Here is a 25,999-nt window from a genome sequence, read left to right as displayed (position 1 = left end):
GCAGTTATAAGTTTCCAGTTATTAGTAAAGAGATAATTAATAGAATTAATTTAATATAAAATTTAAAGTCCTCTCTTGGGGATTTAGAGGTAAAAATATATGTCAGTATTAGTATATGTAGAACAAGCTGAGGGTAAATTCAAGAAATCTGTTTTTGAGGCGGTTTCTTATGCCAAAGCCATTGCCGATCAACAATCAACCAACTTAACCGCTATTTCTATTGGCAATGTTGCCGAAGGCGAATTAAAAGAATTGGGGAAATACGGTGCATCTAAAGTATTAAATGTTAGTGCCGATCAGTTAAAAACCTTTGTAAACCAGGCTTATGCCAGTGTTATTGCTGCTGCAGCCGAAAAAGAAGGTGCTGATATCGTTGTTTTATCCAACTCCTTCTCAGGTAAAGGTTTAGCACCACGTATTGCAGTAAAACTTAAGGCTGGTTTAGCAGATGGTGCAGTTGAACTGCCAAGCAACGATGATAAATTTGCCGTGAAGAAAACAGCTTTTTCAGGTAAAGCATTTGCCATTACCGAATTAACTTCTGCCAATAAAGTAATTGCTTTAAACCCAAATGCTTTTGGTGTTAAAGAAAACGCAACAGATGCAAGCATCGAAGCTTTTAGTGCCGACATTAAACAATCGGATTTAGGCACCGTTATTAAAGATATTGTAAGGGCAACGGATAAAGTTTCTTTACCGGATGCAGAATTGGTAGTATCGGCAGGTAGAGGTTTAAAAGGACCTGAAAACTGGGGAATGATCGAAGAGCTTGCCGGTTTATTGGGTGCAGCAACTGCCTGCTCTAAACCAGTTTCTGATGCTGATTGGAGGCCACACTCAGAACACGTTGGTCAAACCGGAATTGCCATCAGCCCTAACTTATACATCGCAATCGGTATTTCTGGCGCAATCCAGCATTTAGCAGGTGTAAGTTCATCAAAAGTTATCGTTGTAATCAACAAAGATCCTGAAGCGCCTTTCTTCAAAGTAGCTGATTACGGTATTGTTGGCGATGCTTTTGAAGTAGTACCAAAATTAATCGAAGCATTAAAAGCACATAAGGGATAAAAATAAACCTTCAAACCTCGCAGGTTTTTAAACGGCGCAACCCTCAATGAGGCCGTTGAAAACATCAATAACCCGAATTAAACCTGCGAGGTTTTGAAAAATGGATATGAAAAAAGTAAAATTAGATATTGTAGGTTTATCTTACAGCCAGACTCAATCTGGTGCTTATGCCCTTGTTTTAGGAGAAGTAAATGGCCGCCGCCGTTTGCCGATCATTATCGGTGCCTTTGAGGCACAGGCCATTGCCATAGAAATTGAGAAAATGACTCCCAGCAGGCCATTAACGCACGATCTTTTTAAATCGATGGCTGATACTTTTCATATCAATATCCAGGAAATTATCATTTATAATCTGGTTGATGGTGTTTTTTACGCAAAGCTGATTTCCAGTGATGGCAAAAATACCCACGAAATTGACGCCCGTACCTCTGATGCCATTGCATTGGCCGTTAGGTTTAATGCCATGATTTATACCTATGAATTTATCCTTGCCTCTGCCGGGATCGTAATTGAAGGCAATGATTTTCTTTTCCTCGAAAATATGGAATCGTTAACCAAAGAACCTGAAGCTGATGCTTTACCAGGTGCCGGTAAAGCACAGGGTTTTGGCGATCTAACGCTGGAAGAACTCCAGCAAAAGCTACAGGAGGCCATCGCCGAAGAAGCTTATGAAAAAGCTGCCCGGTTACGCGACGAATTGAATAAACGCGGAACATCTTAATGTTTTCAAAAAACATACGACAAAACAAATTCCATCAGATTTTTTCTGAAAAATCGATAAATAAAAAGCTAAATACCAAAATGGGCCGGATTGTGTAAAATAATTCATGCTCATTTTGGATTATCACTCAAAATAGTTCTATATTCAGCTTTTACTTTCAACAATCAAACTAAATTATTATTATGAATGTTAAGTTTCGCTTAACTATAATGAGTTTCATGCAATTCTTTGTATGGGCTGCCTGGTTAATTACGATTGCAAATTATTGGTTTGGCACCAAACAATGGGATGGTGCAAATTTCGGGGTAATTTTCTCTACCATGGGCATTGCATCTCTGTTTATGCCAACCATTACCGGTATTATAGCCGATAAATGGATCAATGCAGAAAAACTCTATGCCATTTTACATATTCTTTATGCAGGTGCCATGTTCTATCTGCCGCAGGTAGAAGATCCGCATACTTTCTTTTGGGTAATATTAGTGGCCATGTGTTTTTACATGCCAACCATTGCTTTAAGTAACTCCATCAGTTATACCACATTAAAAAACGGTAATTTCGATGTAATCAAAAACTTTCCACCTATTCGTGTTTGGGGAACAGTAGGATTTATTGCAGCCATGTGGCTAACCAATTTAACAGGTAATAAAGCCAGTGCAAATCAATTTTATATTGCAGGTATAAGTGCGTTGTTATTGGGGTTTTACTCCTTTACACTGCCGGCATGTAAACCTTTAAATTTAATTAGCGAGAAAAAAACATTTGCGCAAAAGTTAGGCCTAGAATCGTTTAAGCTCTTCGCCGATTATAAAATGGCACTGTTTTTTATTTTCTCTATGTTTTTAGGTGCTGCTTTGCAGTTAACCAATGCCTATGGTGATGTTTTTTTAGATGAATTTAAGCTATTCCCGGTTTTTGCCGAATCTTTTGTAATCAAATATTCGACGATTATTTTATCTATTTCGCAGATATCCGAAACACTATTTATCCTGGCCATCCCATTCTTTTTAAAAAGATTTGGTATTAAATGGGTAATTGCAATTGCCATGTTTGCCTGGGTATTACGTTTTGGCTTATTCGCTTTTGGCGATCCGGCAACCAATTTATGGATGATTATAACCTCGTGTATTGTATACGGCATGGCTTTCGATTTCTTTAATATTTCGGGCTCATTGTTTGTAGAAACTTCTACCACACCAAAAATCCGTTCATCGGCCCAGGGTTTGTTTATGATGATGACCAATGGTTTTGGTGCCGTATTTGGAAGTTTGATATCAGGATGGATGATCAGTAAATATTTTACTACCTATTATACCAATATTGGCTCGCTATCAAAATATGTAAATAGCGAAGCAGACAACGCACATTTGCTTAAGTTTTTGAAAAACAAAGGAATTGATGTATTGCAGAACGGCGATTTAAGCAGAGCGCTGGATGTAAAAGACTGGCACAACATCTGGCTTGCCTTTACCATTTATGTTTTAGTAATTGCTGTTGTTTTTGTGGTTATTTTTAAACACAAACATACCCGTGCAGAAGTAGAAGCCATTAACCATTTATAATTTTCCGATTAACCTCTTATGTCAGCTGGTAAGTATAGAAAAGAACACAATTGTTTAAACTGCGGTTCTCACGTTGAGAAACATTATTGCAGCAACTGCGGTCAACCGAATTTAGAATTAAAAGAAAGTTTCTGGACTTTTATTAGTCACAGTATTGCCCATTATTTTCACTTTGACAATAAATTTTTTCAAACACTTTCTCCCCTTCTCACCAAACCCGGTCAGGTTACGCTCGATTATTTAGCAGGTAAACGTGCCAGGTATATCAATCCGGTGAGCATGTACATCTTTGTATCCATCGTATATTTTTTGGTGGTTTACTCCCCTAAAAAACATGTACAAAAAGATGAAGATGAAGGTATAATTATAGAAAAGAGTGAAAAACGCCAAAAAGTAGCCGACAGTGTAAAAAACGCACTCAAACTTAATGGGGTATCTAAACAAATTGCCGACCGGGCCACAAAATCAATAAATGATGCGATCAGGAAAAAGGATTTTGTAAAACTCGGTTTTGCAGATCAGGAAAAGGAATTAAATAGGCTTAGGGCAGAAAATGTTAGGCTTAAATCAGATTCTATTGGCGATATGATAGAGGATTACGATGAAATCCATATCGAACGGAACGATAGCACGTATTCGGCATACCTATTACGACAGAAAAAACTACCACCAGCTGAACAGGACAGCTGGTATGAAAAACTGGTCAAAAAAAGAGCGATTACCATCGGCGAAAAATCTGAAGTAATACAGGAGACCTTAGAACATAACCGGCCAAAGCAATATTTCTTATTGATGCCGCTACTGGCCTGGTTTATTATGCTCAATTTTAGGAAAAACCATATTTATTATTTAGATCACCTGATTTTTACTATCCACGGAATGATGGTTTATTTCATCGTCTCGATCATTACACAACCCATTATTAAACATGTTTTTGGGACAGACTCGGTGGCAAGTAGTATTCTTGAGGTAGGTGTTACGGTGTATCTATTCTGGTATATGTTTAAAGCCCTAACCGTTTTTTATCAACGTAAAACCTGGAGCACTATCTTTAAAATATTCTGGATCTTAATTCTTTATGCTGTTGCCTTTAAGCTATCAGAAATGGCGATGATCAATTTGATTTATTACGTAGCTACATAATACATTACATCATGCTGAACTTGTTTCAGCATGATGTAATGTATTATAACATAAAAGACCCTGAAATAAATTCAGGGTGACGATTGCTAAAGCGTTAGCCCACAAAAAAACCACCCGATATTTCGAGTGGTTTTTTTATGTGTTTTGAAATTACTTTCTGTCTTTCAGTTCAATAAACTCTCTATCTGTTTCGCCAACATACACCTGGCGTGGACGACCGATCGGTTCCTTATTCTCATGCATTTCTTTCCATTGTGCAATCCATCCAGGTAAACGGCCTAAAGCAAACAGAACCGTAAACATTTCTGATGGGAAACCTAAAGCACGGTAAATAATACCTGAATAGAAATCTACGTTCGGATATAATTTACGATCAATGAAATACTGATCGGTTAAAGCCGCTTCTTCCAGTTTTTTGGCAATTTCCAAAATCGGATCATCGATACCCAGGTTTTCTAAAATATCATCGCAGGCCTTTTTAATGATTTTTGCCCTTGGATCGAAGTTTTTATAAACGCGGTGACCAAATCCCATCATACGGAAAGGATCGTTTTTATCTTTCGCTTTGGCAATCCATTTTTCCGTATCACCACCGTCAGCCTTAATCAATTCCAACATATCGATTACCGCCTGGTTGGCGCCACCGTGTAATGGTCCCCATAGTGCAGCAATACCCGCAGCAATTGAAGCATATAAATTACAATCTGATGAACCTACGATACGCACTGTAGATGCCGAACAGTTTTGTTCGTGATCTGCATGCAGGATCAGCAATTTGTTCATTGCATTAACAACAATCGGGTTTACATCATAATCTTCGGTACGTTGTCCAAATGTCATCCAAAGGAAATTGGTTACGTAATCGTATTTATTTTTTGGATAAATAAGCGGATGACCCAATGATTTTTTATAAACAAAAGATACAATGGTTGGGAATTTAGCCAATAATTTAATGATGGTTAAATTTTGCTCTTCTGCCGTTTGGTTTGGCTTTAAACATTCAGGATAAAATGTAGATAAAGAAAAAATCAGTGAACCCAATTGACCCATCGGATGTGACCTTGACGGATAACCATCAAAGAATTTTTTCATATCCTCGTGGATCAGCGTATGTTTGCTGATATCAGCCTGCAAATCGTCTACCTGTTTCTGCGTTGGCAGGTCGCCATAAATAATCAGATAAATAACTTCTAAAAAACTCGATTTTGCGGCAAGTTCTTCGATAGAATAACCCCTATATTTTAAAATGCCTTTTTCACCATCTAAAAAAGTGATTTTACTTTTTGTAGAACCCGTATTTTTAAAACCAGTATCTAAAGTTACAAAGCCTGTAAGATCTCTTAATTTCGAAATATCAATGGCCTTCTCATCTTCCGTTCCTGTTATAACTGGCAATTCTATTGTCTTACCATCAACTTTAATCTCTGCAATATCTGACATATTATTGTATTGTGTTTATAGCTTTCTAAATTATATAAAATTAATATACATGCATAACAAATCTGTTAAATTAATGTGAATAATTGGTCAAAATGACGTAACAATCATGCTTAATTTAACAAGCTTTAACATATTATTTTGCCTTGATCTCTTCTGCTACCCTGCCGCATTCGAGCATTTCGTTACCATAGTATGGATTCCGGATTTCTTTGTCGGTTGATAACCAGTCTCCTCCATCCCCTTTGTTCGCCATTGGGCAGTGCTGAACATAAATAGTACCTTTTTCAATTTCCGCGCCTTTTAACAAAGCGATCAAATCGGCACTTAAAACCGTAAAATCTTTACGTTGGGAAACCAGATCTTTGCTTTCGGCAATTTTATTGGCTACCGCTGCCGTAGGTTCGCAGCCTTTATAGGCAGCCAGACTGGTTTGTAACTGAACGGCTGATTTTTGTGCACCTGCAGCATCAGATTTTACCAGGGCGTCTTTCAAAACTACATACTGATTAAAAATTTCTGATTTCTGTTTGTCTTTGATGGCAACCTCGTTTTTAACTGCAACCGAGTCTGTTTTTGTCGAATCTTTGCTTGTTGCTGATTTTTGATCTGCCTGGTTGCAGGCCATTAAAGCGGTGAGTATGGCTATTCCGAATATTCTTTTCATTTGTATTTGGTTTTCGGCTCAAAATAGCAATTTAAATGTTAAATCAATAAAAAAGTCCCGATTTTCATCGGGACTTTTAAGATTTTATGATGTTGTAATTATAATTTGAAATTATATCCCAGTCTGAGGTTAAACTGTCCCGTTTTCATGAAATAAAGATCCGATGAACTGTTATTTACATAACCTTCATATTTCACACCAAGATCTAGTCCGTTCTTCCATTCATAACCCAAACCACCGGTATAGATAAAGTTCATATTCGCGCCTTCTTTAATGGCCAATCCCGATCCCAGCTCAGTGCTCAAATACATTCTATCAATCGGGAATACCCTCACACCGCCCAATAAAGGAATAAATTCAAATTTAAGCGGACTTCCTTTCCATTTCAAACGGGTGTAACCTCCAGAAGCAGTAAGTGCAACAAACGGACTTAAATCGTACTGAAGTCTTACATCAGCGCCATAACCGTAATCCATTTCTGATTTATCGGGAAATAAACCACCATTTACACCTACCCCAACTTTGAAAGCCATTCCGCTTCCTGTAGTCATTGGTTGCGTAGCATCCATTGTTTGTGCTTTTAAGTTTGATGTGGTTAAAATTGCAATTGCGGTTAAGCCGGTTGCAAAAAGTTTAGTAATTGTTTTCATTGTTAGATATTTTAAGTTATTAATTAAGGGTTTAATTCATATACGTTAAAATATCTTTACCGGATTTTTAAGTTTTCATTTTTTTCAGAATCTTATGAAATAAAAAAGCCCCCATAAAGGAGGCTTTCAATTTTATTGTGGATTTAGCTTATAAACTAAATCCGTAAGCTAAACGCAGACCGAAAAATCCGGTGCTTGTTCCATTTTGTGCTAAACCTTCATATTTAACACCTAAATCCAATCCGTTGCTCCATGCATAACCCACAGCTGGTGAGTATACGAACGAAGTTCCGCTTCCAGATTTGGTTCCAAAACCGGCACCTAACTCAGCTAAACCGTAAACACCAGAACCAGATGGATTAAAAAAGTATTTAACACCTGCTTTAACTGGAATGTATCCGTAATCTACGCCGTCGAAAGTTGTATTTCCAATGGTGAAATCTTTAGCAAATAAGTTAGTATAACCAGCTGTAACCGGGATTGATAATTGTTTATCAATATCGAACTGATAACGTAAATCTATACCGGCTGCAAAGTTATAAGCATCACTTGTTGGGATACCTGCTGTTAATCCTATTCCTAATTTTTGAGATTGAGCATTGGCATTGGTAGTAAAAAATAATGCCACTACAGCTGCTGAAGTAGCAATGATTTTAGTAATTGTTTTCATTTTAAGGATGATTTTGAGTTAAAACTAATATGCTACAACAAATACAAAGGTTGTGCCAAAAGGCCTTTTTTGAAGCTATTTAACAGATAAACCAACTTTAAGATGACCAAAAAGAACTAATTTCCTGTAATTGAAACTTTTTCTAAAACCAGCTGTTTTAAATGGTTTGGAGAAGCTGATGCATCGAGCCAGATAATGTTTGTACCGTCCTTTTCCATCTTTCTGAAAAACGTATTCTGCCTTTTGGCATACTGGCAAATGGCTATGCCAAGTTTAAGTTTTAACTCGTCTAAAGTGAGGTCCCCATCCAGGTAATTCACAATAAACTTATATTCCAGTCCATAGAATACCAGCATTTCTTTACTAATGCCGTCACGGATTAAGGCTTCTACCTCTTCGATCAATCCTGATGCAAATCTTTCATCCAAACGTTTCAGTATTTTTGCTCTGGTAACCTCTACTTCATTCTTTAAACCAAAAATAATGGGTTTTATTTCTGGTCTTTCGATTGTTTCCAGTTGATGATCTGTTAAATAATCGACTATTTCAAGCGCCCTGATCAATCGTTTTTTTGAAGAAAGATCTACATGATCAATATGCTGGCTATGTTGTAACTCCGAAATCAGCTCTTCTTTTGATAAGCGTTCTAATTGCTCCCTTAGTGCCTGATTAACCGGAATAGCGGTAAAAGTTTGGTTCTGTAGCAAACTATGGATATACATACCTGTACCACCGCAAAGAATAGGCATTTTATTGAGCGCTTTAATTTTTTCGAAAGCCTGATAAAAATCGTTTTTAAATGCATCAACGTGGTAACGTTCGCCTGGTTCTAAAATATCGATCAGGTGAAAGGGGATATTTTTGCCGTTAATGGTGTATTCCTGAAGGTCTTTTCCGGTACCAACATCCATACGTTTAAAAACCTGACGGCTATCGGCACTGATAATTTCTCCATTGAGGGCATCGGCAACCTGTACCGCAAGTTTTGTTTTGCCCGATGCAGTGGCACCCAAAATGATGATGAGGTTATACTGCTCCATTAAAATCTGAGAATGAATTTTAAACTTCCTGTATTAAATACTTCCTGAACGGAAACCTGATTATCTTTTTTAAGCACACGCTTCAAATTTTCATCCAAAATATAAACCTGTGGTTCCAGAACTGCAGTTTGCTCGAAGCCTAATGTAAGGTAAGCCTCTCCTGCCGACCAATCGCGGTCTGCATAAGTCATTACATCATTGGGTTTATAGGTTTCTGCGAAATAAGCAATTAACTTACTTAAGCCGCCAGTGATAGAAAAACCGGCTTTAACTGCAAAACGGATCAGTTCTGCTGATTTATAATTTTCGCTATGGTTCATTTTCCGTAATGCTGAAAAAGTGGCCACAGCAACCAGATTTTCTTTTTCGAATAAACCTATTTTGTACCGGCTGCTCACAGGTCCCTGTAAGTGGTTTTCTTCCAAAAAAGCATCGGCAATGGGTTTGGTTATTTTAGTAGCCTTGGTTTTTCGGCCATGGATACGGATGTTGTTTCCCATCAGTGATTTTATCCTTGCCAAAACCTGATCAGGGCGTGTTATCCATACATCCTCCCATAAATGTGCCAGCTTAACTCCTTTTTGATTGTATTTATCCTGTAAACTAATCAGATCTGCAGGTTTAAAAGGATTATTGAGATCAAGCAGATTTACAATAAGGTTTTTATTGGTGTGTAATAACTGAAAACCGTCTTCCAAAAAAAAATGGCATTCAACATTGTGCTTAGCCAATGCTAAACTTAATTGATGATGCCAGTTAGGGGCAGGATTTAAAATATTCAATCGGCAGAAGGGTTATCTGCCGCAAATTTAACCATCAGATTGTTAAATCCACTCTTTTTCTTTAAAGTTCGCGTGGATAATCTCGATCAAAGTCTCAACTTCCTTTAACTTAGCATCGTCTAGCCGGGTAATTTTCAATCCGGCGGTATTATCACCGAAATTAACCAGCTCATGGTTTTTGGTGGTAAATTCGGAGGTATTCACTTTAACTTCTACCTCGCTCCCATTAATATAAACTCCTGTAAAAAACCGTTCGGTTACTTTTTCGCCATTCGATTCTACATTTTTCTCACTGTAAAGATCGTATCCGGTTTCAGAGTTCTCATGTACGGTATAACCACGCGTTGCGTAAGGTTGTATGCCTGCCCTAATGGTCTGGAAAATTTCTACAAGATCAGTTTTCATAATTCTTATTTGAGTTTAGAAATTAAACAGCATTAAAGCTTTATTGTTTAGTTTTTATTTTACAAGCCACCAATTATCGGTCGGCAAATTGCCATTCAGAGTAACCGTTTCACCTAATTTGGGCGTAACCAATGGAAATTGTTTTGCCGCAGCTGCTACAACCACCCTTTTAATGGGATCATCCCAGGTGTGCATGGCCAGGCTAAATTTAGCCCAATGCACAGGCATCAATGCTTTTGCTTTTAAATCAATAGCGGCTTGTATCGTATCTTCAGGAAACATGTGGATGTAAGGCCAGTAGGCATTATATTGTCCACATTCTAATAATGCGAGGTCAAAAGGGCCAAATTCTTCTCCTATTTTGGCAAAATGGGTATCGTAGCCCGAATCGCCACCTAAAAACAATTTACAGTTAACGGTTTGCAATATAAATGCCGACCAAAGGGTCTGGTTTCTTTTAAATTTTCTACCAGTAAAATGCCTCGCGGGTACTGCGGTAAACTTCAAATGATCAAATAGCGTAATGGATTGGCTCCAGCTCAGTTCGTTGATTTTTTCTGTTTTAATTCCCCAGCGTTCCAGATGCGAGCCAACACCCAGTGAAGTAACAATGGTTTTGGCCTGTGGGGCAATTTCCAGAATGCTCTGATAATCTAAATGGTCGTAATGATCGTGCGTGATAAGCAGTACGTCAATAGCCTTAAAATGATCTGCTTTAACCACATCGGTTCCTTTAAAAGCCTTGCTGCCGATAAACGAAAAAGGTGATGGTGTTTTACTAAAAATCGGATCAACCAAGATCCTCAAGCCATCTGCTTTGATGAGGTAAGAAGAATGTCCGAACCAGATAATTTCAGGCGAATCGCTTTTAGGCTTTCCTGCAATATCGGGCGTTACAAAAGGTAGCGCCTTATCCGGCGATCTGTTTGGGTGTTTTTCAAAAAAGAAAGCTTTCAGAATTTTAAAAAAGCTTACGCCTTCAGGCTGCATTGGTGTAAAAGACTGGTTTTGCAATGCGCCATCGCTATAAATGGCTAAATGTTTGATTTTAGAAAGGCGCTGCCCTCTTGGTAAGCGGCCAAAAACCGGAAGATTGGTGATGATAAAAAAAACAGTCGCCAAAAAAATCACTATATAAACTGCAATCATTTAATTTAAATAAGGTATCCATTTTGCCATTAAAAACAGCTTTCAAATATACATGACGTATGAACTACTTTTTTACTTTAAATATTACAAAAAAAAATCCTTCTGTTTCCAGAAGGATTTTTCAATTCAGTTATTTTAAAAGCCACATGGTTAGGTTCACATCATCGCTGCCACCATATTGGCTGGCCACCGCAGCAGATAGATTTGCCGAATTATAACTCAGCTCATTTGATGGATAAAGCCACCTTAGCGGAAAATTACTTGAAGGTGAATTTAAATTTGTTGACGAATTAAGTTTGAATACCGGATAACCTGTTCTTCTGTTTTCGAACCATGCCTGGTATTTGCTGCCCTGTAAAAAGCTGGCAAGGTACTTCTGTGTAATCACCTGCGCAATTTGCTGTTCGGTGGTGCCGGTTAAGGCAACCGTAGCCGGAAAAGCAGCAATATAAGCAGCATCCATCTTCATATTATGGTTGTAATCAGAAAGATCGGGTGTGTACTGCGCTATAAATTTCATCGAATTGGTGATTCCGTTTGCGTAATAGGTTTGTGCATCGATACCGGTTATCCAGCCGCGGATGGTAGCTTCGGCAAGGATAAACTGTAAATCCCAATAGTTAAAAACACCTACCGGTTCTGCATTAACCAGGTTTACGTACCTGAGGTTAATATCGGTATAATCTTTATTTACCCTCCTGGTCTGTAAACTTGAAAAAGAATCAGAAGGCTCTACACTTGGATAAGCAGCAATATCGGATTGTGAAACACCCGCATTAATTTTAACCTGGGAAGGTTTGGCATAATAAAATAACCTTCTATCGTTTGTTGCTTTTAACGGTTCGAGCAATACGTTGGTTAACATGGTATAATTCGATTTTACGAATGAATTACCCGAACCTGCCGGAACATCACTCCAAGGGTAATTCTGACCAGCCGTAGCATTGTAAGCCAAAGCAAAATTGTCATTATAATCCCTCATTAACGGACTGTTGGCCACGATATCTTTAAAACGATCGATCACTTTTAAATCGGCATCACCTGTTTTTTTGTAAAGATTGATCAGTACATGCAGTTCAAAACTATTGGTTAACCTTCTCCATTTATCGGTACTCCCTGCAAAAATGGGATCGCCTTCAAAGTTAGCGCCTGTAGCAAATAAAGCATTTGCCTGATCAAGTTCGTTTAAAATACCTATAAATACATTTTTCTGGGTATCATATTTAGGCTGTAAAATGGCATCCGATTCTCCTTTAACGGCATCAGTATAAGGAATATCGCCAACCTGCATGGTTGTCATAAAAAATTGCCAGGCCCTGATAAAATGGCCCAATGCCTGATAGGACTTTTTAAGTCCATCGCTGGTGGCGTAATTTTCCATAGGTGCAATGTTGCGCAACAGGCTTATCCTGCCAAAATCGGCACGGCTGATTTTATTGTATTGGAAGTTCTCCTGCCCCTCACCCCAGGTAAGGAATTTACCCAGTAAGAATGGTTGCATAAAAGACTTTGTAGAACTGATGTCGCTCCTGGTGATGTTCAATATCATATTTGTGGCCAACATGGCCGAATTTACCTGCGTAGTAGTGTTCGGATCGGTATTAATATCGTCGAACTTATTACAGCCATTACTGATCAATGCCAAAGCAGGCAATAACAGGGTATATTTTAAAAATTTACTTTTCATAAAATTTTCTTAAAAATCAATAAATAACTAGAAACCTACTTTTACGTTAAAGCCTACCATGCGCATTGATGGCGAATTTAAATTTTCGGTATCAACATCTGGATCGGAATATTTGAAATTGGTCCACATAAACAGGTTCTGACCGGTTAAAGAGAAAGAAGCGTTCTTTAAACCTAAACTGCTTGCCGTTTTTGAGGGTAAACGGTAACCTATCGAAACCTCGCGCAGTTTTACGAAAGATTCGTTCTGAACCCTTTTATCGCCACCCCTGTACCATTGTGCATAATCCTGATACCCAACAGGCACATCATTTACGGCATATTTACGGGTATCGCTGGTAATCTGTCCGTATTTATCATAAGTAACCGTGCCCGACACCACTTTAACACCCTGACTGATGTAATTATTCTGTCCCAAAACCACCTGGTTGTAACGGTAAATATTATCAGTTTCGGGGGCGGTACCAGAATCGAACATTTTATCATAAACATAGTTATACATCAAACCTCCGATACGTCCGTCGATATTCAATCCTAACGACCAGTTTTTATAACTGAAATTATTGATAAAACCAAAACTGAAATCGGGCTCGCCGTAACCTAATTTTTTCACATAATCGCTCCAAACAGGAAGCCCGCTTTCGTTGATTACATTTCCCTGAGGATCTTTAAGCCAATAGTTATCGGTATAGGTATCTAATCTTTCGCCTTTTTTAACCCATAAATTATCGGCGGAATAAACCGGATCGAGATTTACATAATAGCGGTGCTGGTTAGACCAGTTAAGGGTGGTGTACCATTCGAAATCTTTGTTTTTGATCACAGAACCGTCAACGGTAATTTCAATTCCCCTCCTTTCAAAAGTTTCCTGGGTGTTTATAATAGCCATTGAAAAACCTGAAGTATTTGGTAAATATGCCGTATTCCCGTTCTGCTTCAGGTCGGTTTGCCTGTTGTAATAGTATTTATTAAAATAAGCAACATCGAAATGTAATCGCTTTTTAAATAAATATCCAGCCGCTCCGATCTCATATGTTCTGGTAGAACTTGGAAGTAAACCTTGTCCGATAAGATAATTCGGATAACTTGCAGAATTTAAGCTGTTCCAGGCAGCAGTAGTTGTGTTATAGGCTTTATTAATGGCAAACGGATCGAATGCGGTTTTAAATACGGCCCAAGATCCACGTACTTTGAACATATCAATCACTTTTGGAAGCTTTACCAACTCGGAAATCACGATACTCGAACCGATGGATGGATAAAAATAAGAACGCGATTCTTTAGGTTGAGCCGAATTCCAGTCATTTCTGCCGGTAAAATCTACAAAAAATGCATCGTTATACCCTAAAGATGCCCTTGTATACAAACTATTGATCTGACGTGTACCATAGCCCTGCGAAACTGTTGGTGCTTCTACCGAGCCTGCAAGCGAATAAAAAGTCGGCGAAATCAATCCGTTTTTGGTTGTTCCGCTTAAAGATTCGTCAACATAATAATAAACAGTTCCACCGGCCAAAGCATCGATCGAAAATTTGTTCAGTTTCTTTTTATAACTTAAAATTACGTCATCGTTGGTGCTAAAACCCCTTGCATCCTGTATCGAATACATTCCTTTTGCGTTCCAGCCACTACCATTAACAGCGCCGCCCCTGGTAGAAAATATATTTGCGGTTGGGTTACGGAAGGTTGTTTTATTGTTATAGTTATCGTAACCTAAACGTACCAATAAGTTAAAATCATCATTGATTTTATAGTTAGCGGTAACGTTCGCATTTACGGTATTGTTCTGTATGCCATTTAATTTCTCGTTGGCGATTAGATAAGGGTTATCATACCAGTTGGTGTACATCCAGTTCTGTGTTTTGTAAGGTACTTTCCAATAATCCTTGTAATCACGGATATCGTATTCAGTACCCGTCCACATGATTAACTGATAAAGGTAACCCTGGTTGTTATAACCACCGCCCCAGATCTGATCGGCCCAACGGCGGCTAACGCCCATATGGCCTTCCAATTTAAACTTATCGCTCAGTTTCATCTCGCCCGACATGGTCAAGTTTACCATATTCAGGTTTTGGTTCGGAAACTGGCCTTTGTTATAGATATCGTTTAAACCGATCCTAAAACTTCCGTTTTCGCCTGACTGGGCAATGCTTAAATTGTTGTTTAAGATAATCCCTGTCGACATGAAATTCTTTAGGTTATCTTTACCTTTCGATGTAAGGAGCATATTATCTTCGAACTGTTTGGTAACCGGATTCCAGTCCCTAGCTGTTTTGCCAGCATCAAGCTTTGGGCCCCACACATAATCGTTATCGATTACACCATTTTGACCACGTCCATACGAACTCTGTACTTCTGGTATGGCAAGATAACCCAGTGAAGCCATGGTATTACTGTTTACATCAATAGAAAGCCCCTTACCTGCTGCACCTTTTTTGGTGGTAATTAAAAGCACACCGCCAGATGCCCTCGAACCATATAAAGAAGAAGCCGTTGGACCTTTAAGAATGTCCATACTCTCTATATCATCTGTAGGGATATCCCTCAGCGTAAGATTACCATAAGGTACTCCATCTACCACAAGCAAAGCACTTTCGCCACGTAGTTCTACCGTTGGACGGGCATTGAATTCAGTCGAATTTTTGATGACCAAACCAGAAACCCTGCCTGTTAATGAGGTCGCGATATCAACTCCTTTTACGGTCTGCAGATCTTTACCCGCAACTTTTTGCACGGCATAACCCAACGATTTTTCCGAACGTTTAATACCCAATGCAGTTACCACTACATCTGTTAATTCGGTTGGAACCGGCTGTAATGCAATATTATAATCCCTGTTGCTATCGATGATAATTTCGCGCGCATTATAACCGATAAAAGAAACGACCAAAGTAGCACCAACATTGGCATTTATGGAAAATGAACCATTGGCATCGGTGGTAGCACCCACTTTTGTTCCTTTAACCGTTACACTTGCTCCGACAATGGGCTGGCCATTTTCATCTACCACTTTTCCGCGGATGGTTTCAAAAAATAACTCAGGGGCAGTTTCCGTATGCTTTTTGAGCACAATGGTTTTATCGAAAATTTTATAGATCAATGGCTGATCTTTAAAACAAAGATTTAGCACCTGTTCGATAGGTGCATTTTTAACATCGATACTCACCTTTTGGGCGTTCTGAAGTTCGAGGTTATCATATAGAAAAACATATTTACTCTGTTTCTCAATCGACCTGAATATAACATCCATCGAAGCGTTTTTCTGTTTCAATGTAATGTTCTGGCTATAAACTCCTGCGCTTACCTGGCAAAGGCCTGCCAATAAAAATATTGCTGTTAGCTTCATCACCAATATCATTTGGTTTGATTTGCACCGCATTTTAAATACGGCGTTTAATAGGGTAAAAAAATTCATAAAACTGAATCTGGGTTTTAAACATTATAGCTTAGATAAATATTGTTTCCTGTTGCGGATCTATCGGCACAGGTTTTTAATTCCTCAAATACCGGCCTAAAGTGGTACGAACACTTATGGCTCTTTTTCAGGAATTTTTAATTGGAATGGCCTTTAGTAATACTTTTTCATATTTTAATCTTTTTATAGTTTGTGTTTGGTTATTTTATCTAGGATTTACAGTGATCTCATTGTGTTCTACCGAGCAGTGGATACCTGTATAAGAAAGCATCTCGATCAGCTTGGCAACATTTACGCTCCGCGGTATTTTTCCGGTATATTGTTTTGCTGGTATGGTACCGTTGTAGTTAACGGTTGTATTGTACCAGCGCGAAACCTGGCGCATTACCGATTGAAGATCTGATTTTTCGAACTGGAAGTATCCATTTGTCCAGCCGATTACGGCCTCCAGATCATCAATTTCCCTTATTTTGATAGCACCACTTTTTCCGCCGATATTGGCCTGCTGGCCTGGGGTTAGCAGTACTTTCTGGTTACCTGTTTTCATTTCAATGCTTCCCTCCAGCAATGTAGTGCGCTGGTATTCTTCATCATCATAGGTATTTACATTAAAATGTGTACCTAAAACTTTTATATCCGATTGATCGGTATGTACAATAAATGGTTTTGCTTTATTTTTGCTTACTTCAAAATAAACCTCACCTGTAACCTCAACCTTACGTTCATTACCGGCAAAAGCAGCAGGGAATTTAACCGAAGAAGCTGCATTTAGCCACACTTCGGTTCCATCGGCCAAAATTAAATGATACTGCCCGCCCCTTGGTGTACTTACCGTATTCATGGCTGTTGCACTGGCATTCGGATCGCCAACGAAACGGTAAAGCAGCTCTCCACTTTTTGTTTTTATGATCTTCACACCGGATTGATCGGCAATCTGGCCATCGGCCGTTTTATTCAGAACCACTTTCGATCCGTCGGCCAAAGAGAGTATCGCATTATCGCCACCCGGTATTATTTCTGTTTTATTTACTTTAGAAATAATCACTGGAACATTGGATTCTGTTTGTTTTAAATACAAGTACAAACCAGCAGAAAGTGTGATTAAAACAATTGCTGCCCTAAAAAACCATGCAGAAAAAAGTTTTATCTGTTTTGGTTTTTTCACATTAGCATGTGCTTTAATCCTGGATTGAATATTACTGAAAGATTGGCTCTTAATTTCAGTCTCACTAAATTCTGATGGCTGTAACTCTTCACCGTTTACATGCTCATACCATTCCTCTATCAGTTTTTTTTCCTGAGGACTGGCGGTTTGATCGTTGTACTTTTTGAGTAAATATTTGATTTCTTCTGTATTCAAAATACCTGCTTTTATAGGGTTATACGGTTACCTGGTAAAAAGTACCATGCGAAAATTATTTTTTTTTTTGAGTTTCCCATCGAAATCGTCAGGCTGTCCCAATTTTACTTCGGGATCAGCATCTTTCCAGCAAAATAGACCCTGAAATGAATTCAGGGTGACGACTTTAGGTATAGAAAGGGGAATTATAAATGTTTGGCGATAAATAGCGTAAGCATTATCAATGAAGAATCGTAAGCTGTAACCCTTGTACGCAAACGCTGGTAAGCCATTTGAAGCTGGTTTTTCACCGTCTGTTCCGATAGTGATAAATCTTCGGCTATCTGTTTTATCGAGAGATCATCTTCTCTTTTAAGCAGGTAGATTTCCTGCATACGCAATGGCATACGGGCTATTTCGGCATCAATAACTGCTTTAAGTTCTTTTTCGAGAATACTGTTCTGCGAATGCAGATCAGAAGGTACCACATCGGTTACAACACTTACCGCATACCTTAAACGCACTTCATCCTTTTCATATAGCTTTAATATTTTATTACGGAGAATGGCAAAAAGATAAGCCAGTACACTACCCTCGGCATCTAAAAGTTCCAGTTTATCCCAAAGCCCTACAAATACATCCTGTACCAAATCCTGCGCAATATCCCTACAGTGAACTTTTTTATAGGCCTGTTTATAAAGCGTATCCCAATAAGCATCAAAAACAAGCTTAAAGGCTTTGTCTTTATCCAGCTTTACCAAAAGAAAAAAATTACTTTCTAATTCTCCGTACATACGCAATTTGGAAACGACTAATAAGTTTTAAAAAAGGTGCAAATAAAATGCATTAATATTAACCTTATATTAAGTTATCTATATCGGTTGGTTAACTAAAAAAAGCCGCTTTTGGTTATAAGGATTTCGGTTGGTGTACGGATGGGGATTGCGTAATGAATTTCGACTTTTATCTGTAAGCTTTCAATAAATTATCTATTTGGTTAAAAAAACGCTCCAAATTCTAAATTCCAGCTATTTATAAGTACAATTAGATCAGTAAATGCACTATTTAAAACAACTAAATTTATATCTTTGATACGGGTTAAACATATAGCTTAGATAACTTATTGTTTCCTGCATGCAGGAAAAACCCATTTAACGGGAAGTGGTACGAACACTTCTCGTTTTTTGTTTTAAAAACCCCTCAATGTGAGGGGAATTTTTGTTAATCATGGGGGTGTCCTTTTATAAATGCCTGATTATTTTTTTAAACCCAGGTTTATTTTTAACCTTCAGGAATTGTTTTCTATCGATAAATTTGCTATTATTAATTTTCAGAATCTGGTATCGTTTTATGTCCCGAATGTATTGATATTTATAGGCCGGAGAAAAGAAATGCAGAAAAAAAATAACGCAAACGTTTGATTAATTTTGTAATGGTACAAGTTGAAGAAATTTAATGTAGTTTAGCAATTAGAATGCAATCGAAACCAACAACCATAAAAGAAATCGCCAGAATTTTAAACATTTCTCCTTCAAGTGTTTCAAGGGGGCTGCACGATCATCCCAGTATTGGCGCGGTAACCAGGGAGAAAATAAAACAGCTGGCAAAGTCTCTAAACTATGAGCCAAATAATGCTGCAATCCTTTTCCAGAAAGGAAAAACGTATACCATTGGCGTTATTCTACCTGAACTATCAGAACATTTTTTCTCCATAGCCATTTCGGCCATTGAGGATGAGGCAATCAAAAAGAACTACACGGTTATTTTTGCGCAATCGCACGATAATTATGAGCAGGAAGTTAAACTCGTTGAAAAAATGAAAAATCAGCGTGTTGATGGTTTATTGGTATCGATCAGTAAAGACACTTCCAAATTCGACCATTTTGAGAAACTGAATTCTTTTAACATTCCGGTTGTATTCTTTGATCGTATACCGCCTTTTAAAAATGTGCATTATGTTGCCTGTAGCTTAGAAAGTGCCACGATTAAAGCGGTTAATTACCTGTTAAAAAAAGGACACAGGAGCATTGGCATGATCAATGGACCAAATACACTTTATGCAAGCGAGGAGCGCAAGGATGGTTATATGCAGGCGATTACTTTTAACCGCTTAAAATTCGATCCATCGTTGGTGGTAAACTGCGATTTAACCGAACAGGGCACCATCGAAGCGGCCAATCAATTTTTGAACCATAAAAGAAAACCGACAGCTATTGTTGCCTTTAACGATTATGTTGCACTTTTTCTGATCAAATATTTCAAAAAACTCAATGTAATCAACGATTTTGATGTGGTGAGTTATGCCAACCTGCCGATTATCAGCTATCTGGATAATTCGCCGGTGGCTTCGGTAGAGCAATATCCTTATTTACAAGGACAGAAAGCTGCAAATATATTGTTAGACCTGATCCACAGTCCAAATTCGGAAAACCAGGCTTATTACAATACTATAGTAGAATCAGACCTGATTGTAAATGAGGTGAAAGAGTAAAACAAACGTTTGCGCTAAGTTTTTAATTTTTATTTAAGCTTCCGGGTAAAATGTTGTACTTCTTTTTAAAGGCTGCAATAAAATGCTGTGCATTTTTGTATCCCACCAGAAAAGCCACTTCGTTTACAGTCCTTTTTTCTTCTGACAGAAAGTAATGTGCCTTTTCCATTCTGATTTTATAGAGATAACCAAAAACCGTATGTCCGGTTAACTCTTTAAAGCCTTTTTTCAGTTTGTAATCGTTAATTCCTGCTTTACGCGAAAGTTCGATTAGTGAATTTGGCTTTTGTAGGTCTTGTTCTACTAACTGTTTAGCAAGCATAATTTTATTGATATCCTCCTGCTTAAAAGTAAGCACCTGCTTTTCTTCGCTCTGGTTGAGGTACACAATAATCAGCTCAAATATCCTGGCTTCCAAAAACAGGCGTTTCGCCCTCCCCTCGTGCCTATCGTTGATAATATGTTGTAATATCAGATTGGTTTCGGGTTTGATCGATTGTATTGTATAAGGAGTATTGGAAATAACATTTCCGGCAATCTGCTTAAAATAAGCTTCTGTAAGTTGTACATAAAGCAACTGCGAAGTTTCGTTTACCCTGAATTTTAAGCAATCGATACTTCCCAAATTAAGATCCTGTTCACTCTGTCGCAAAGGAGAATAATCCTGATTTTCCAAACTATACTCAATAGCTCCGTCCAAGCAGAATAAAAATCCGGTTTGCGCTTGCGAACACTCCAATAAAAAGACCTCAGGAGCAGTGGGATCAATATCAATTAAAACAATATGGATCCCTTTAAACCATTTTTCATCCAGTTGTAATGAAGCAGTTTCACTTTTCCATTGCACAACTGTTTCACCAACAGCGATATCGCTGTCGAAATTATCGGGATAGGTATTGCGGGAAATCAGCTTTCCACCTGCGGAGCATTTAAATTCCATATTGATTTAATCCGTTTCACGGTATTAATTATCCGTTCTGCGTTATCTGTTTTTGATGATTATGTACAAATTTGCACAATTATTTATAATTAGTCTAAATAAATGAGAATATATTTATCAATTGCCTTATCGCTTTGCGGATTTGTTACTGTGGCTCAGGAAATTAAAGTTGATACCACTAAGGCAAATGATTTGAGAGATGTAGTGGTTACGGGTCAGTACGGACCACAAACTTTAAGAAACTCTGTTTACAACATCAGAACCATTACTGCTGAACGGATAAAATTAAGGGCGGCCACCAATGTGCAGCAGATTTTGAATACCGAACTGGGCTTCCGTTTCAGCAACGATTTAACTTTGGGTACCACCGATGTTTCTTTAATGGGCATGACAGGCAGAAACATCAAGATTTTGCTTGATGGTGTGCCTATGGTAGACCGATCGGATGCGAGGGAAAGTTTAAACCAGATCGACATCAATACCATTGATCGTATCGAAATTGTTGAAGGACCAATGTCGGTAGTTTATGGTACCGATGCTTTGGCTGGTGTAATCAATATCATCACCAAACGCGGTAACGGAAAATCGCTGTTAAACTTATCGGCAAGGGTACAGGAAGAAACGGCGGGTAACGAATACGAAGCTTTATCAGGCAAGGGTAACCACATCCAGAATATCAGTGGTAATTGGAAAAACAATAACTGGAGCGTACTGGCCGGTTTTACGCACAACGATTTTGGTGGCTGGAACCTGGCTTCGAAAACGGCTACCATTGCCGAGGTTAGTGCCGTACCTAACCGCTGGAAACCCAAAGAACAATACATGGGCAATACCAAAATCGCTTATAGGAATGATAATTTTAGCATTTGGTACCGTTTGGATGGGCTAAAAGAAGATATTGATGTACGTTACGGCTTAAACCCGAATACCTATAAAGGCCTTTTACAAACCTATACCACCCACAGGTATACGCAGCAGTTACAATCTGAATATAAAATCAGTAATAATTTTCAATTATCTGCTATCGCCGGCTTTACTAAGCTTGATCGGGCAACAAAAACCGTTATCCACGATTTTACCAATAATACAGAAGAATTATCAACTGGTGCCGGCGAACAGGATATTGCGAAGTTTAATTCAACGATTTTTAGGGCAACAGCTGTTTACATGCTCAATAAATCGGTATCGTTTCAACCGGGCATAGAATATAACCGTGATGCAGCCAGTGGACAAAGAATAAATGGTTCGCCTGTAATTAACGATTATGCTGCATTTATTTCGTCAGAAATTAAGTTTGGCAATGGGATCAATATCCGCCCGGGCTTAAGGTTTATCAAAAACTCCATTTACGATGCCCCTCCGGTAATCCCATCGTTAAATACCAAATTTACTTTAACCAAAAACCTCGATCTGCGTTTGGCTTATGCAAGGGGTTTCCGTTCTCCGGCATTAAGGGAACTTTATTACGATTTTGTTGATGCCAGTCATAATATTTTGGGCAATCCTAATTTAAAAGCAGAAGAATCGAACAGTTTTAATGGCTCATTGGCCTGGGCAGGCGTACAGGTCAGGGATTTTCAGTTCCGTTCTACCCTATCGGGATTTTACAATGAGTTTAAAAACAGGATCGAATTTGGTTTCGATTCCACAAACCCAACCATCACTACGCTGATCAATATTTCTAAATACAAAACAACCGGTGGTACATTGGAAAATACATTGATCTTTAAAAACCTTCAGGCTACACTTGGGGTATCGTATATCGGAAGATATAACGATTTAAGTGAAAACGATAACCTGCAAACACCCGAATTTGCATGGGCCACAGAAGTAAACTCGAACATTACCTACACGTTTACCAAACTGAATGGAAGCATCAGCCTGTTTTATAAATATACAGGCAGTTTACCAAGCTACCAGTTAGGTAGCAATAACACAACGGCCACACTCGTAAGAGTTGGCGATTTCCATACGGCAGATTTAATGCTGAACAAAAACCTGTTTCGCTCTTTAACCATTAATGCGGGTGTTAAAAACCTGTTTAATGTAACACAATTAACCAATAGCTCAACAGCTACAGGCGGGGCACACAGTACTGGAGGGGCAGCAGTGCCATACAGCTACGGACGCTCCTATGTACTGGGCTTAACTTACAACTGGGATAAACTATAATATTAAAACAACATAATTACAATAAACATGAACAAATTTAACTCAATCATCGCTATTGCCCTTGTAGCGGTAAGTTTTACAGCCTGTAAAAAAGATTCGGATGAACCTATTGTGGTTGTTCCACCATCAGACGGTAGCACTTTAACACTTAATGGTTTAATCGGTGCGGAAACTGGAAGTGCAGCAGGAAACAGTGTATATGTTGATTTTAGTAAAGATAAACAAACAGCTGTAGCAAGAGCATCGTGGGATTTGGGCTTCTATAGCGGAGCCGATTTTAGAGTCGTTTTAAACAATGCAACAAGCGCTGGCGCAAAAGTAATTACTACAGCAAATGCAAGTCTTTCAACCGTGGGTGAAGCTGATACCTTAGGTTTAACTCTTGCTGTAAGTCAGGCAAATCCACTACCTGCACACTTTGCTTTCTTTGATGCAATTGATGGTAATCTTTCTAACACGGTAATTCCTGCTGTTTCAGCTACGGCTTCAGATAATAAAATAATTATTTTAAACCGCGGTACAGGTGGTGGTATTGCGTCAAAATCATGGATCAAACTTAAAGTAACCAGAAATTCTTCTGGAGGTTATACTTTACAATACGGAAAAGTAAAAGAAACAACCAATTTTACGACTGTTGACATTCCAAAAGACGGAAACTTTAATTTCAAATTTGTATCACTTAATAACGGTGCTGTTGTAAGCGTGGAACCAGAAAAAGCAAACTGGGATCTGGTATGGACATATTCTGTTTATCAGACAACCTTTGGTAGCGATCTTGTTCCATATAATTTTTCTGATTTAGTATTCATTAACAAACTTGCCGGTGTTACCGCAGCTGTAGTTTCTACCAATACAAAATCTTACGCGGCCTTTGCCGAAGCTGATTTATCAGGTATAACATTTTCTTCTGCACGGGACGTAATCGGTTCTAATTGGAGACTTACACAGCCTGTTACAACTAATGGTGTTACTACTCCAATAGGCGTTAAGGCAGATACTTTCTTTCTGGTTAAAGATGCATCAGGTAATATATACAAGCTTAAATTTAACAGCTTTATCTCTAACGATGGCGGTACACGTGGTAAACCGGTTATCGAATATAAATTGGTTAAAAAAGGATAAAAATGAAAATAAGTTAAATAATAAATAATCTATCTATGAAATCTAAATTAAAATTACCCAAGTTAAAAATTGGGGCTGCTGTTTTATTAATCAGCATGGCTTTTGCAGGGTGCAAAAAGGATGAAACCAAAATTGAACCTGTCTCTCAGACAACAAAAATATCTGAGGCTGAATTCACAAAACTTCTTAAATACCTCTCTATTTCTACGGGTGCACCAAATGATCAAATCGTATTTGATGAAAAAAAGGAAGAATTTGTGGTTTACGGATGGTTTCACAAAAGTTTAGCTGATGCACGATTGGAGCATGACAGATCTAATGAATACATAGCTACTTATGAAAAATAATATGAAAAAACAGCTCTTTATTTTTTTAGCTTTCATAGTGTTAGCTTTGACATCAAATGCACAAGTAACTTTACAAACGTTTCAAATTGGACAGAACTACTTACAAAACAGTACTACGCTTAAAGTACCAAACACCTCGGTTGCCACTCCATTTAAATTCGTAATTATTACTACCAGGGGTGTATCTTCCTCCGGGGGGTATGTTTCGGGCAATTGTAAGATTTCCTTATATTATACTGAGAACCAAAGTGCAGATTCTAACATTCCAGATGACCCTTCTTCTATACTACTTAAAACAGTAAATGTTACATCTTCAGATTACAAGAAAGACCAAGCTACATTAGAAGATATTGATGCCTCATTGCCACCTAATAAGCAAAATGGTAAGCTGGTGGTTAAATTTGAATTTTTAGATAATCAAAATATTAATCGAATAAGCTATTCTACAACGCGATATGGAATATATGTAGTGCCGCCACCAGTTAATTATACTATTACAAATAATCTTATTAGTCTTTATAACAATGAGGTAAATCATTTAGGCATTGCCGGTACAACGCCAATAATTAGTCCACAAGCATATTATTCTATTTCTTATCAAAGAAAAAATGCTAATGGAATTTTTGAAACTGTTGAGTCAAACGGATTTATAATTTCAGGAGAAGAGGTAGATGGTACATTAATAAATGGCTTAATTTCTGATGGCGGCACATATAGAAGAGTTATAACTATTATAGCTTCAGGATTAAAAAATTACAGTAACGAAATTATTGTTCCCCCTACTCCGGTAGCAGGTCAAAATGCTTTCACAGTGACAAAAACGGAAATATTTGACAATAACGGACATCTAAAAGGAAATAATATAAAAATAATCCTTGATCACCAAGATCCGAATATTAGATTCTCTGTATTGCTTTTTGGTTCAGTAGATCCATATTACATACCTGTTAATAAAGATTATGAGATTTTCGTTCCATATTTTGAAGATATTGGTTCTATTTATATTTCTGGCAATAATGGAAACAATTTATTGGTAATACCTACTTGGAAATAATTCTACCTGAATCTCAATGATAGTAACTTAAAAAATATGTTTTGTTAGTTGGATAAGAGCTCTCCGCGATGGGGAGCTTTATCTTTTTAGGGGCTTTTGTACGCAGCAAACCTACGAGGTTTGATGGGCCTGAAAC

22 protein-coding genes are annotated in these 25,999 nt (G+C 38.0%); 9 read left to right on the top strand and 13 right to left on the bottom strand.

The window, feature by feature from the left end; all coding sequences use genetic code 11:
• The first annotated feature begins 99 nt into the window (after positions 1-99).
• The 4 genes from B2V92_RS17670 to B2V92_RS17655 all read left to right on the top strand — a co-directional run bounded on the left by B2V92_RS17670 (position 100) and on the right by B2V92_RS17655 (position 4,494).
• Positions 100-1,068: an electron transfer flavoprotein subunit alpha/FixB family protein gene (locus B2V92_RS17670; protein ID WP_293310599.1), complete on the top strand. Its 969-nt coding sequence runs from the start codon at positions 100-102 to the stop codon at positions 1,066-1,068.
• 106 nt (positions 1,069-1,174) lie between these two features.
• Complete coding sequence (locus B2V92_RS17665; protein WP_293310597.1) at positions 1,175-1,789, top strand: bifunctional nuclease family protein; 615 nt, start codon at positions 1,175-1,177, stop codon at positions 1,787-1,789.
• A gap of 182 nt (positions 1,790-1,971) precedes the next feature.
• Entirely contained in the window at positions 1,972-3,351 is a 1,380-nt protein-coding gene (locus tag B2V92_RS17660) for a nucleoside permease (RefSeq protein WP_293310595.1), read from the top strand.
• A gap of 18 nt (positions 3,352-3,369) precedes the next feature.
• The gene (locus B2V92_RS17655; RefSeq protein WP_293310593.1) at positions 3,370-4,494 is read left to right on the top strand and encodes a DUF3667 domain-containing protein; all 1,125 of its coding nucleotides are present in this window, start codon (positions 3,370-3,372) and stop codon (positions 4,492-4,494) included.
• A gap of 150 nt (positions 4,495-4,644) precedes the next feature.
• Here the strand turns inward: B2V92_RS17655 and B2V92_RS17650 are convergent, their stop codons facing one another.
• The 12 genes from B2V92_RS17650 to B2V92_RS17595 form a co-directional block, all read right to left on the bottom strand.
• Positions 4,645-5,934: a citrate synthase gene (locus B2V92_RS17650; RefSeq protein WP_293310591.1), complete on the bottom strand. Its 1,290-nt coding sequence runs from the start codon at positions 5,932-5,934 to the stop codon at positions 4,645-4,647.
• 133 nt (positions 5,935-6,067) lie between these two features.
• Positions 6,068-6,598, bottom strand: a complete 531-nt coding sequence (locus B2V92_RS17645) for a DUF3347 domain-containing protein (RefSeq protein ID WP_293310589.1) — start codon at positions 6,596-6,598, stop codon at positions 6,068-6,070.
• 98 nt (positions 6,599-6,696) lie between these two features.
• The gene (locus tag B2V92_RS17640; RefSeq protein ID WP_293310587.1) at positions 6,697-7,248 is read right to left on the bottom strand and encodes a hypothetical protein; all 552 of its coding nucleotides are present in this window, start codon (positions 7,246-7,248) and stop codon (positions 6,697-6,699) included.
• Positions 7,249-7,396: 148 nt separating this feature from the next.
• A complete protein-coding gene (locus B2V92_RS17635) occupies positions 7,397-7,918 on the bottom strand; it encodes an outer membrane beta-barrel protein (RefSeq protein ID WP_293310585.1) in 522 nt (173 codons plus the stop codon).
• Between the two features lie 116 nt (positions 7,919-8,034).
• On the bottom strand, positions 8,035-8,958 hold the full coding sequence (gene miaA, locus B2V92_RS17630; protein WP_293310583.1) for a tRNA (adenosine(37)-N6)-dimethylallyltransferase MiaA: 924 nt from the start codon (positions 8,956-8,958) through the stop codon (positions 8,035-8,037).
• On the bottom strand, positions 8,958-9,740 hold the full coding sequence (locus tag B2V92_RS17625) for a hypothetical protein (protein WP_293310581.1): 783 nt from the start codon (positions 9,738-9,740) through the stop codon (positions 8,958-8,960). Before B2V92_RS17625 ends, miaA begins: the two co-directional genes overlap by 1 nt.
• A 42-nt stretch (positions 9,741-9,782) precedes the next feature.
• Positions 9,783-10,145, bottom strand: coding sequence for a hypothetical protein (locus tag B2V92_RS17620; protein WP_293310579.1), 363 nt, complete (start codon positions 10,143-10,145; stop codon positions 9,783-9,785).
• 54 nt (positions 10,146-10,199) lie between these two features.
• The gene (locus B2V92_RS17615) at positions 10,200-11,294 is read right to left on the bottom strand and encodes an MBL fold metallo-hydrolase (RefSeq protein WP_293310577.1); all 1,095 of its coding nucleotides are present in this window, start codon (positions 11,292-11,294) and stop codon (positions 10,200-10,202) included.
• A 130-nt stretch (positions 11,295-11,424) separates the two neighbouring features.
• Positions 11,425-12,981 carry a SusD/RagB family nutrient-binding outer membrane lipoprotein gene (locus B2V92_RS17610; RefSeq protein WP_293310575.1) on the bottom strand — a complete coding sequence of 519 codons (1,557 nt, stop codon included), beginning with the start codon at positions 12,979-12,981 and terminating at the stop codon, positions 11,425-11,427.
• 27 nt (positions 12,982-13,008) lie between these two features.
• On the bottom strand, positions 13,009-16,329 hold the full coding sequence (locus tag B2V92_RS17605) for a SusC/RagA family TonB-linked outer membrane protein (RefSeq protein ID WP_293310573.1): 3,321 nt from the start codon (positions 16,327-16,329) through the stop codon (positions 13,009-13,011).
• A 274-nt stretch (positions 16,330-16,603) separates the two neighbouring features.
• Positions 16,604-17,758 (bottom strand): FecR family protein, encoded by a 1,155-nt coding sequence (locus B2V92_RS17600; protein ID WP_293310571.1) that lies wholly within the window; start codon positions 17,756-17,758, stop codon positions 16,604-16,606.
• Between the two features lie 185 nt (positions 17,759-17,943).
• The gene (locus B2V92_RS17595) at positions 17,944-18,531 is read right to left on the bottom strand and encodes an RNA polymerase sigma factor (protein WP_293310569.1); all 588 of its coding nucleotides are present in this window, start codon (positions 18,529-18,531) and stop codon (positions 17,944-17,946) included.
• 680 nt (positions 18,532-19,211) lie between these two features.
• Between B2V92_RS17595 and B2V92_RS17590 the strand changes: the two genes are divergently transcribed.
• Positions 19,212-20,228, top strand: coding sequence for a LacI family DNA-binding transcriptional regulator (locus tag B2V92_RS17590; protein ID WP_113948931.1), 1,017 nt, complete (start codon positions 19,212-19,214; stop codon positions 20,226-20,228).
• 22 nt (positions 20,229-20,250) lie between these two features.
• Here the strand turns inward: B2V92_RS17590 and B2V92_RS17585 are convergent, their stop codons facing one another.
• Positions 20,251-21,168 carry a helix-turn-helix domain-containing protein gene (locus B2V92_RS17585; RefSeq protein ID WP_293310566.1) on the bottom strand — a complete coding sequence of 306 codons (918 nt, stop codon included), beginning with the start codon at positions 21,166-21,168 and terminating at the stop codon, positions 20,251-20,253.
• A gap of 102 nt (positions 21,169-21,270) precedes the next feature.
• Between B2V92_RS17585 and B2V92_RS17580 the strand changes: the two genes are divergently transcribed.
• Genes B2V92_RS17580 through B2V92_RS17565 form a run of 4 tightly spaced genes read left to right on the top strand, consistent with a single transcriptional unit; the run spans position 21,271 to position 25,863 of the window.
• Complete coding sequence (locus tag B2V92_RS17580; RefSeq protein WP_293310564.1) at positions 21,271-23,340, top strand: TonB-dependent receptor plug domain-containing protein; 2,070 nt, start codon at positions 21,271-21,273, stop codon at positions 23,338-23,340.
• Positions 23,341-23,367: 27 nt separating this feature from the next.
• A complete protein-coding gene (locus tag B2V92_RS17575) occupies positions 23,368-24,462 on the top strand; it encodes an HmuY family protein (protein ID WP_293310562.1) in 1,095 nt (364 codons plus the stop codon).
• Between the two features lie 35 nt (positions 24,463-24,497).
• Positions 24,498-24,809, top strand: coding sequence for a hypothetical protein (locus B2V92_RS17570; RefSeq protein ID WP_293310560.1), 312 nt, complete (start codon positions 24,498-24,500; stop codon positions 24,807-24,809).
• A 1-nt stretch (position 24,810) separates the two neighbouring features.
• Positions 24,811-25,863 carry a hypothetical protein gene (locus B2V92_RS17565; protein WP_293310558.1) on the top strand — a complete coding sequence of 351 codons (1,053 nt, stop codon included), beginning with the start codon at positions 24,811-24,813 and terminating at the stop codon, positions 25,861-25,863.
• Positions 25,864-25,999 lie beyond the last annotated feature (136 nt).

The sequence above is a fragment of the Pedobacter sp. UBA5917 genome (assembly GCF_002432345.1).
Taxonomy (GTDB): Bacteria; Bacteroidota; Bacteroidia; order Sphingobacteriales; family Sphingobacteriaceae; genus Pedobacter.
The sequence above is the reverse complement of the archived record's forward strand: the minus strand, read 5'-3'. Positions and strand labels throughout refer to the sequence as shown.

What these genes read in the sequence shown, in the direction of transcription:
- B2V92_RS17595 (WP_293310569.1), bottom strand. Translation starts at nt 18,531, where the DNA reads ATGTACGGAGAATTAGAAAGTAATTTTTTTCTTTTGGTAAAGCTGGAT.
- B2V92_RS17610 (WP_293310575.1), bottom strand. Translation starts at nt 12,981, where the DNA reads ATGAAAAGTAAATTTTTAAAATATACCCTGTTATTGCCTGCTTTGGCA.
- B2V92_RS17620 (WP_293310579.1), bottom strand. Translation starts at nt 10,145, where the DNA reads ATGAAAACTGATCTTGTAGAAATTTTCCAGACCATTAGGGCAGGCATA.
- B2V92_RS17640 (WP_293310587.1), bottom strand. Translation starts at nt 7,248, where the DNA reads ATGAAAACAATTACTAAACTTTTTGCAACCGGCTTAACCGCAATTGCA.
- B2V92_RS17650 (WP_293310591.1), bottom strand. Translation starts at nt 5,934, where the DNA reads ATGTCAGATATTGCAGAGATTAAAGTTGATGGTAAGACAATAGAATTG.
- B2V92_RS17615 (WP_293310577.1), bottom strand. Translation starts at nt 11,294, where the DNA reads ATGATTGCAGTTTATATAGTGATTTTTTTGGCGACTGTTTTTTTTATC.
- B2V92_RS17590 (WP_113948931.1), top strand. Translation starts at nt 19,212, where the DNA reads ATGCAATCGAAACCAACAACCATAAAAGAAATCGCCAGAATTTTAAAC.
- B2V92_RS17605 (WP_293310573.1), bottom strand. Translation starts at nt 16,329, where the DNA reads ATGAAGCTAACAGCAATATTTTTATTGGCAGGCCTTTGCCAGGTAAGC.
- B2V92_RS17660 (WP_293310595.1), top strand. Translation starts at nt 1,972, where the DNA reads ATGAATGTTAAGTTTCGCTTAACTATAATGAGTTTCATGCAATTCTTT.
- B2V92_RS17580 (WP_293310564.1), top strand. Translation starts at nt 21,271, where the DNA reads ATGAGAATATATTTATCAATTGCCTTATCGCTTTGCGGATTTGTTACT.
- B2V92_RS17645 (WP_293310589.1), bottom strand. Translation starts at nt 6,598, where the DNA reads ATGAAAAGAATATTCGGAATAGCCATACTCACCGCTTTAATGGCCTGC.
- B2V92_RS17655 (WP_293310593.1), top strand. Translation starts at nt 3,370, where the DNA reads ATGTCAGCTGGTAAGTATAGAAAAGAACACAATTGTTTAAACTGCGGT.
- B2V92_RS17665 (WP_293310597.1), top strand. Translation starts at nt 1,175, where the DNA reads ATGAAAAAAGTAAAATTAGATATTGTAGGTTTATCTTACAGCCAGACT.
- B2V92_RS17635 (WP_293310585.1), bottom strand. Translation starts at nt 7,918, where the DNA reads ATGAAAACAATTACTAAAATCATTGCTACTTCAGCAGCTGTAGTGGCA.
- B2V92_RS17565 (WP_293310558.1), top strand. Translation starts at nt 24,811, where the DNA reads ATGAAAAAACAGCTCTTTATTTTTTTAGCTTTCATAGTGTTAGCTTTG.
- B2V92_RS17570 (WP_293310560.1), top strand. Translation starts at nt 24,498, where the DNA reads ATGAAATCTAAATTAAAATTACCCAAGTTAAAAATTGGGGCTGCTGTT.
- B2V92_RS17575 (WP_293310562.1), top strand. Translation starts at nt 23,368, where the DNA reads ATGAACAAATTTAACTCAATCATCGCTATTGCCCTTGTAGCGGTAAGT.
- B2V92_RS17670 (WP_293310599.1), top strand. Translation starts at nt 100, where the DNA reads ATGTCAGTATTAGTATATGTAGAACAAGCTGAGGGTAAATTCAAGAAA.
- B2V92_RS17585 (WP_293310566.1), bottom strand. Translation starts at nt 21,168, where the DNA reads ATGGAATTTAAATGCTCCGCAGGTGGAAAGCTGATTTCCCGCAATACC.
- miaA (WP_293310583.1), bottom strand. Translation starts at nt 8,958, where the DNA reads ATGGAGCAGTATAACCTCATCATCATTTTGGGTGCCACTGCATCGGGC.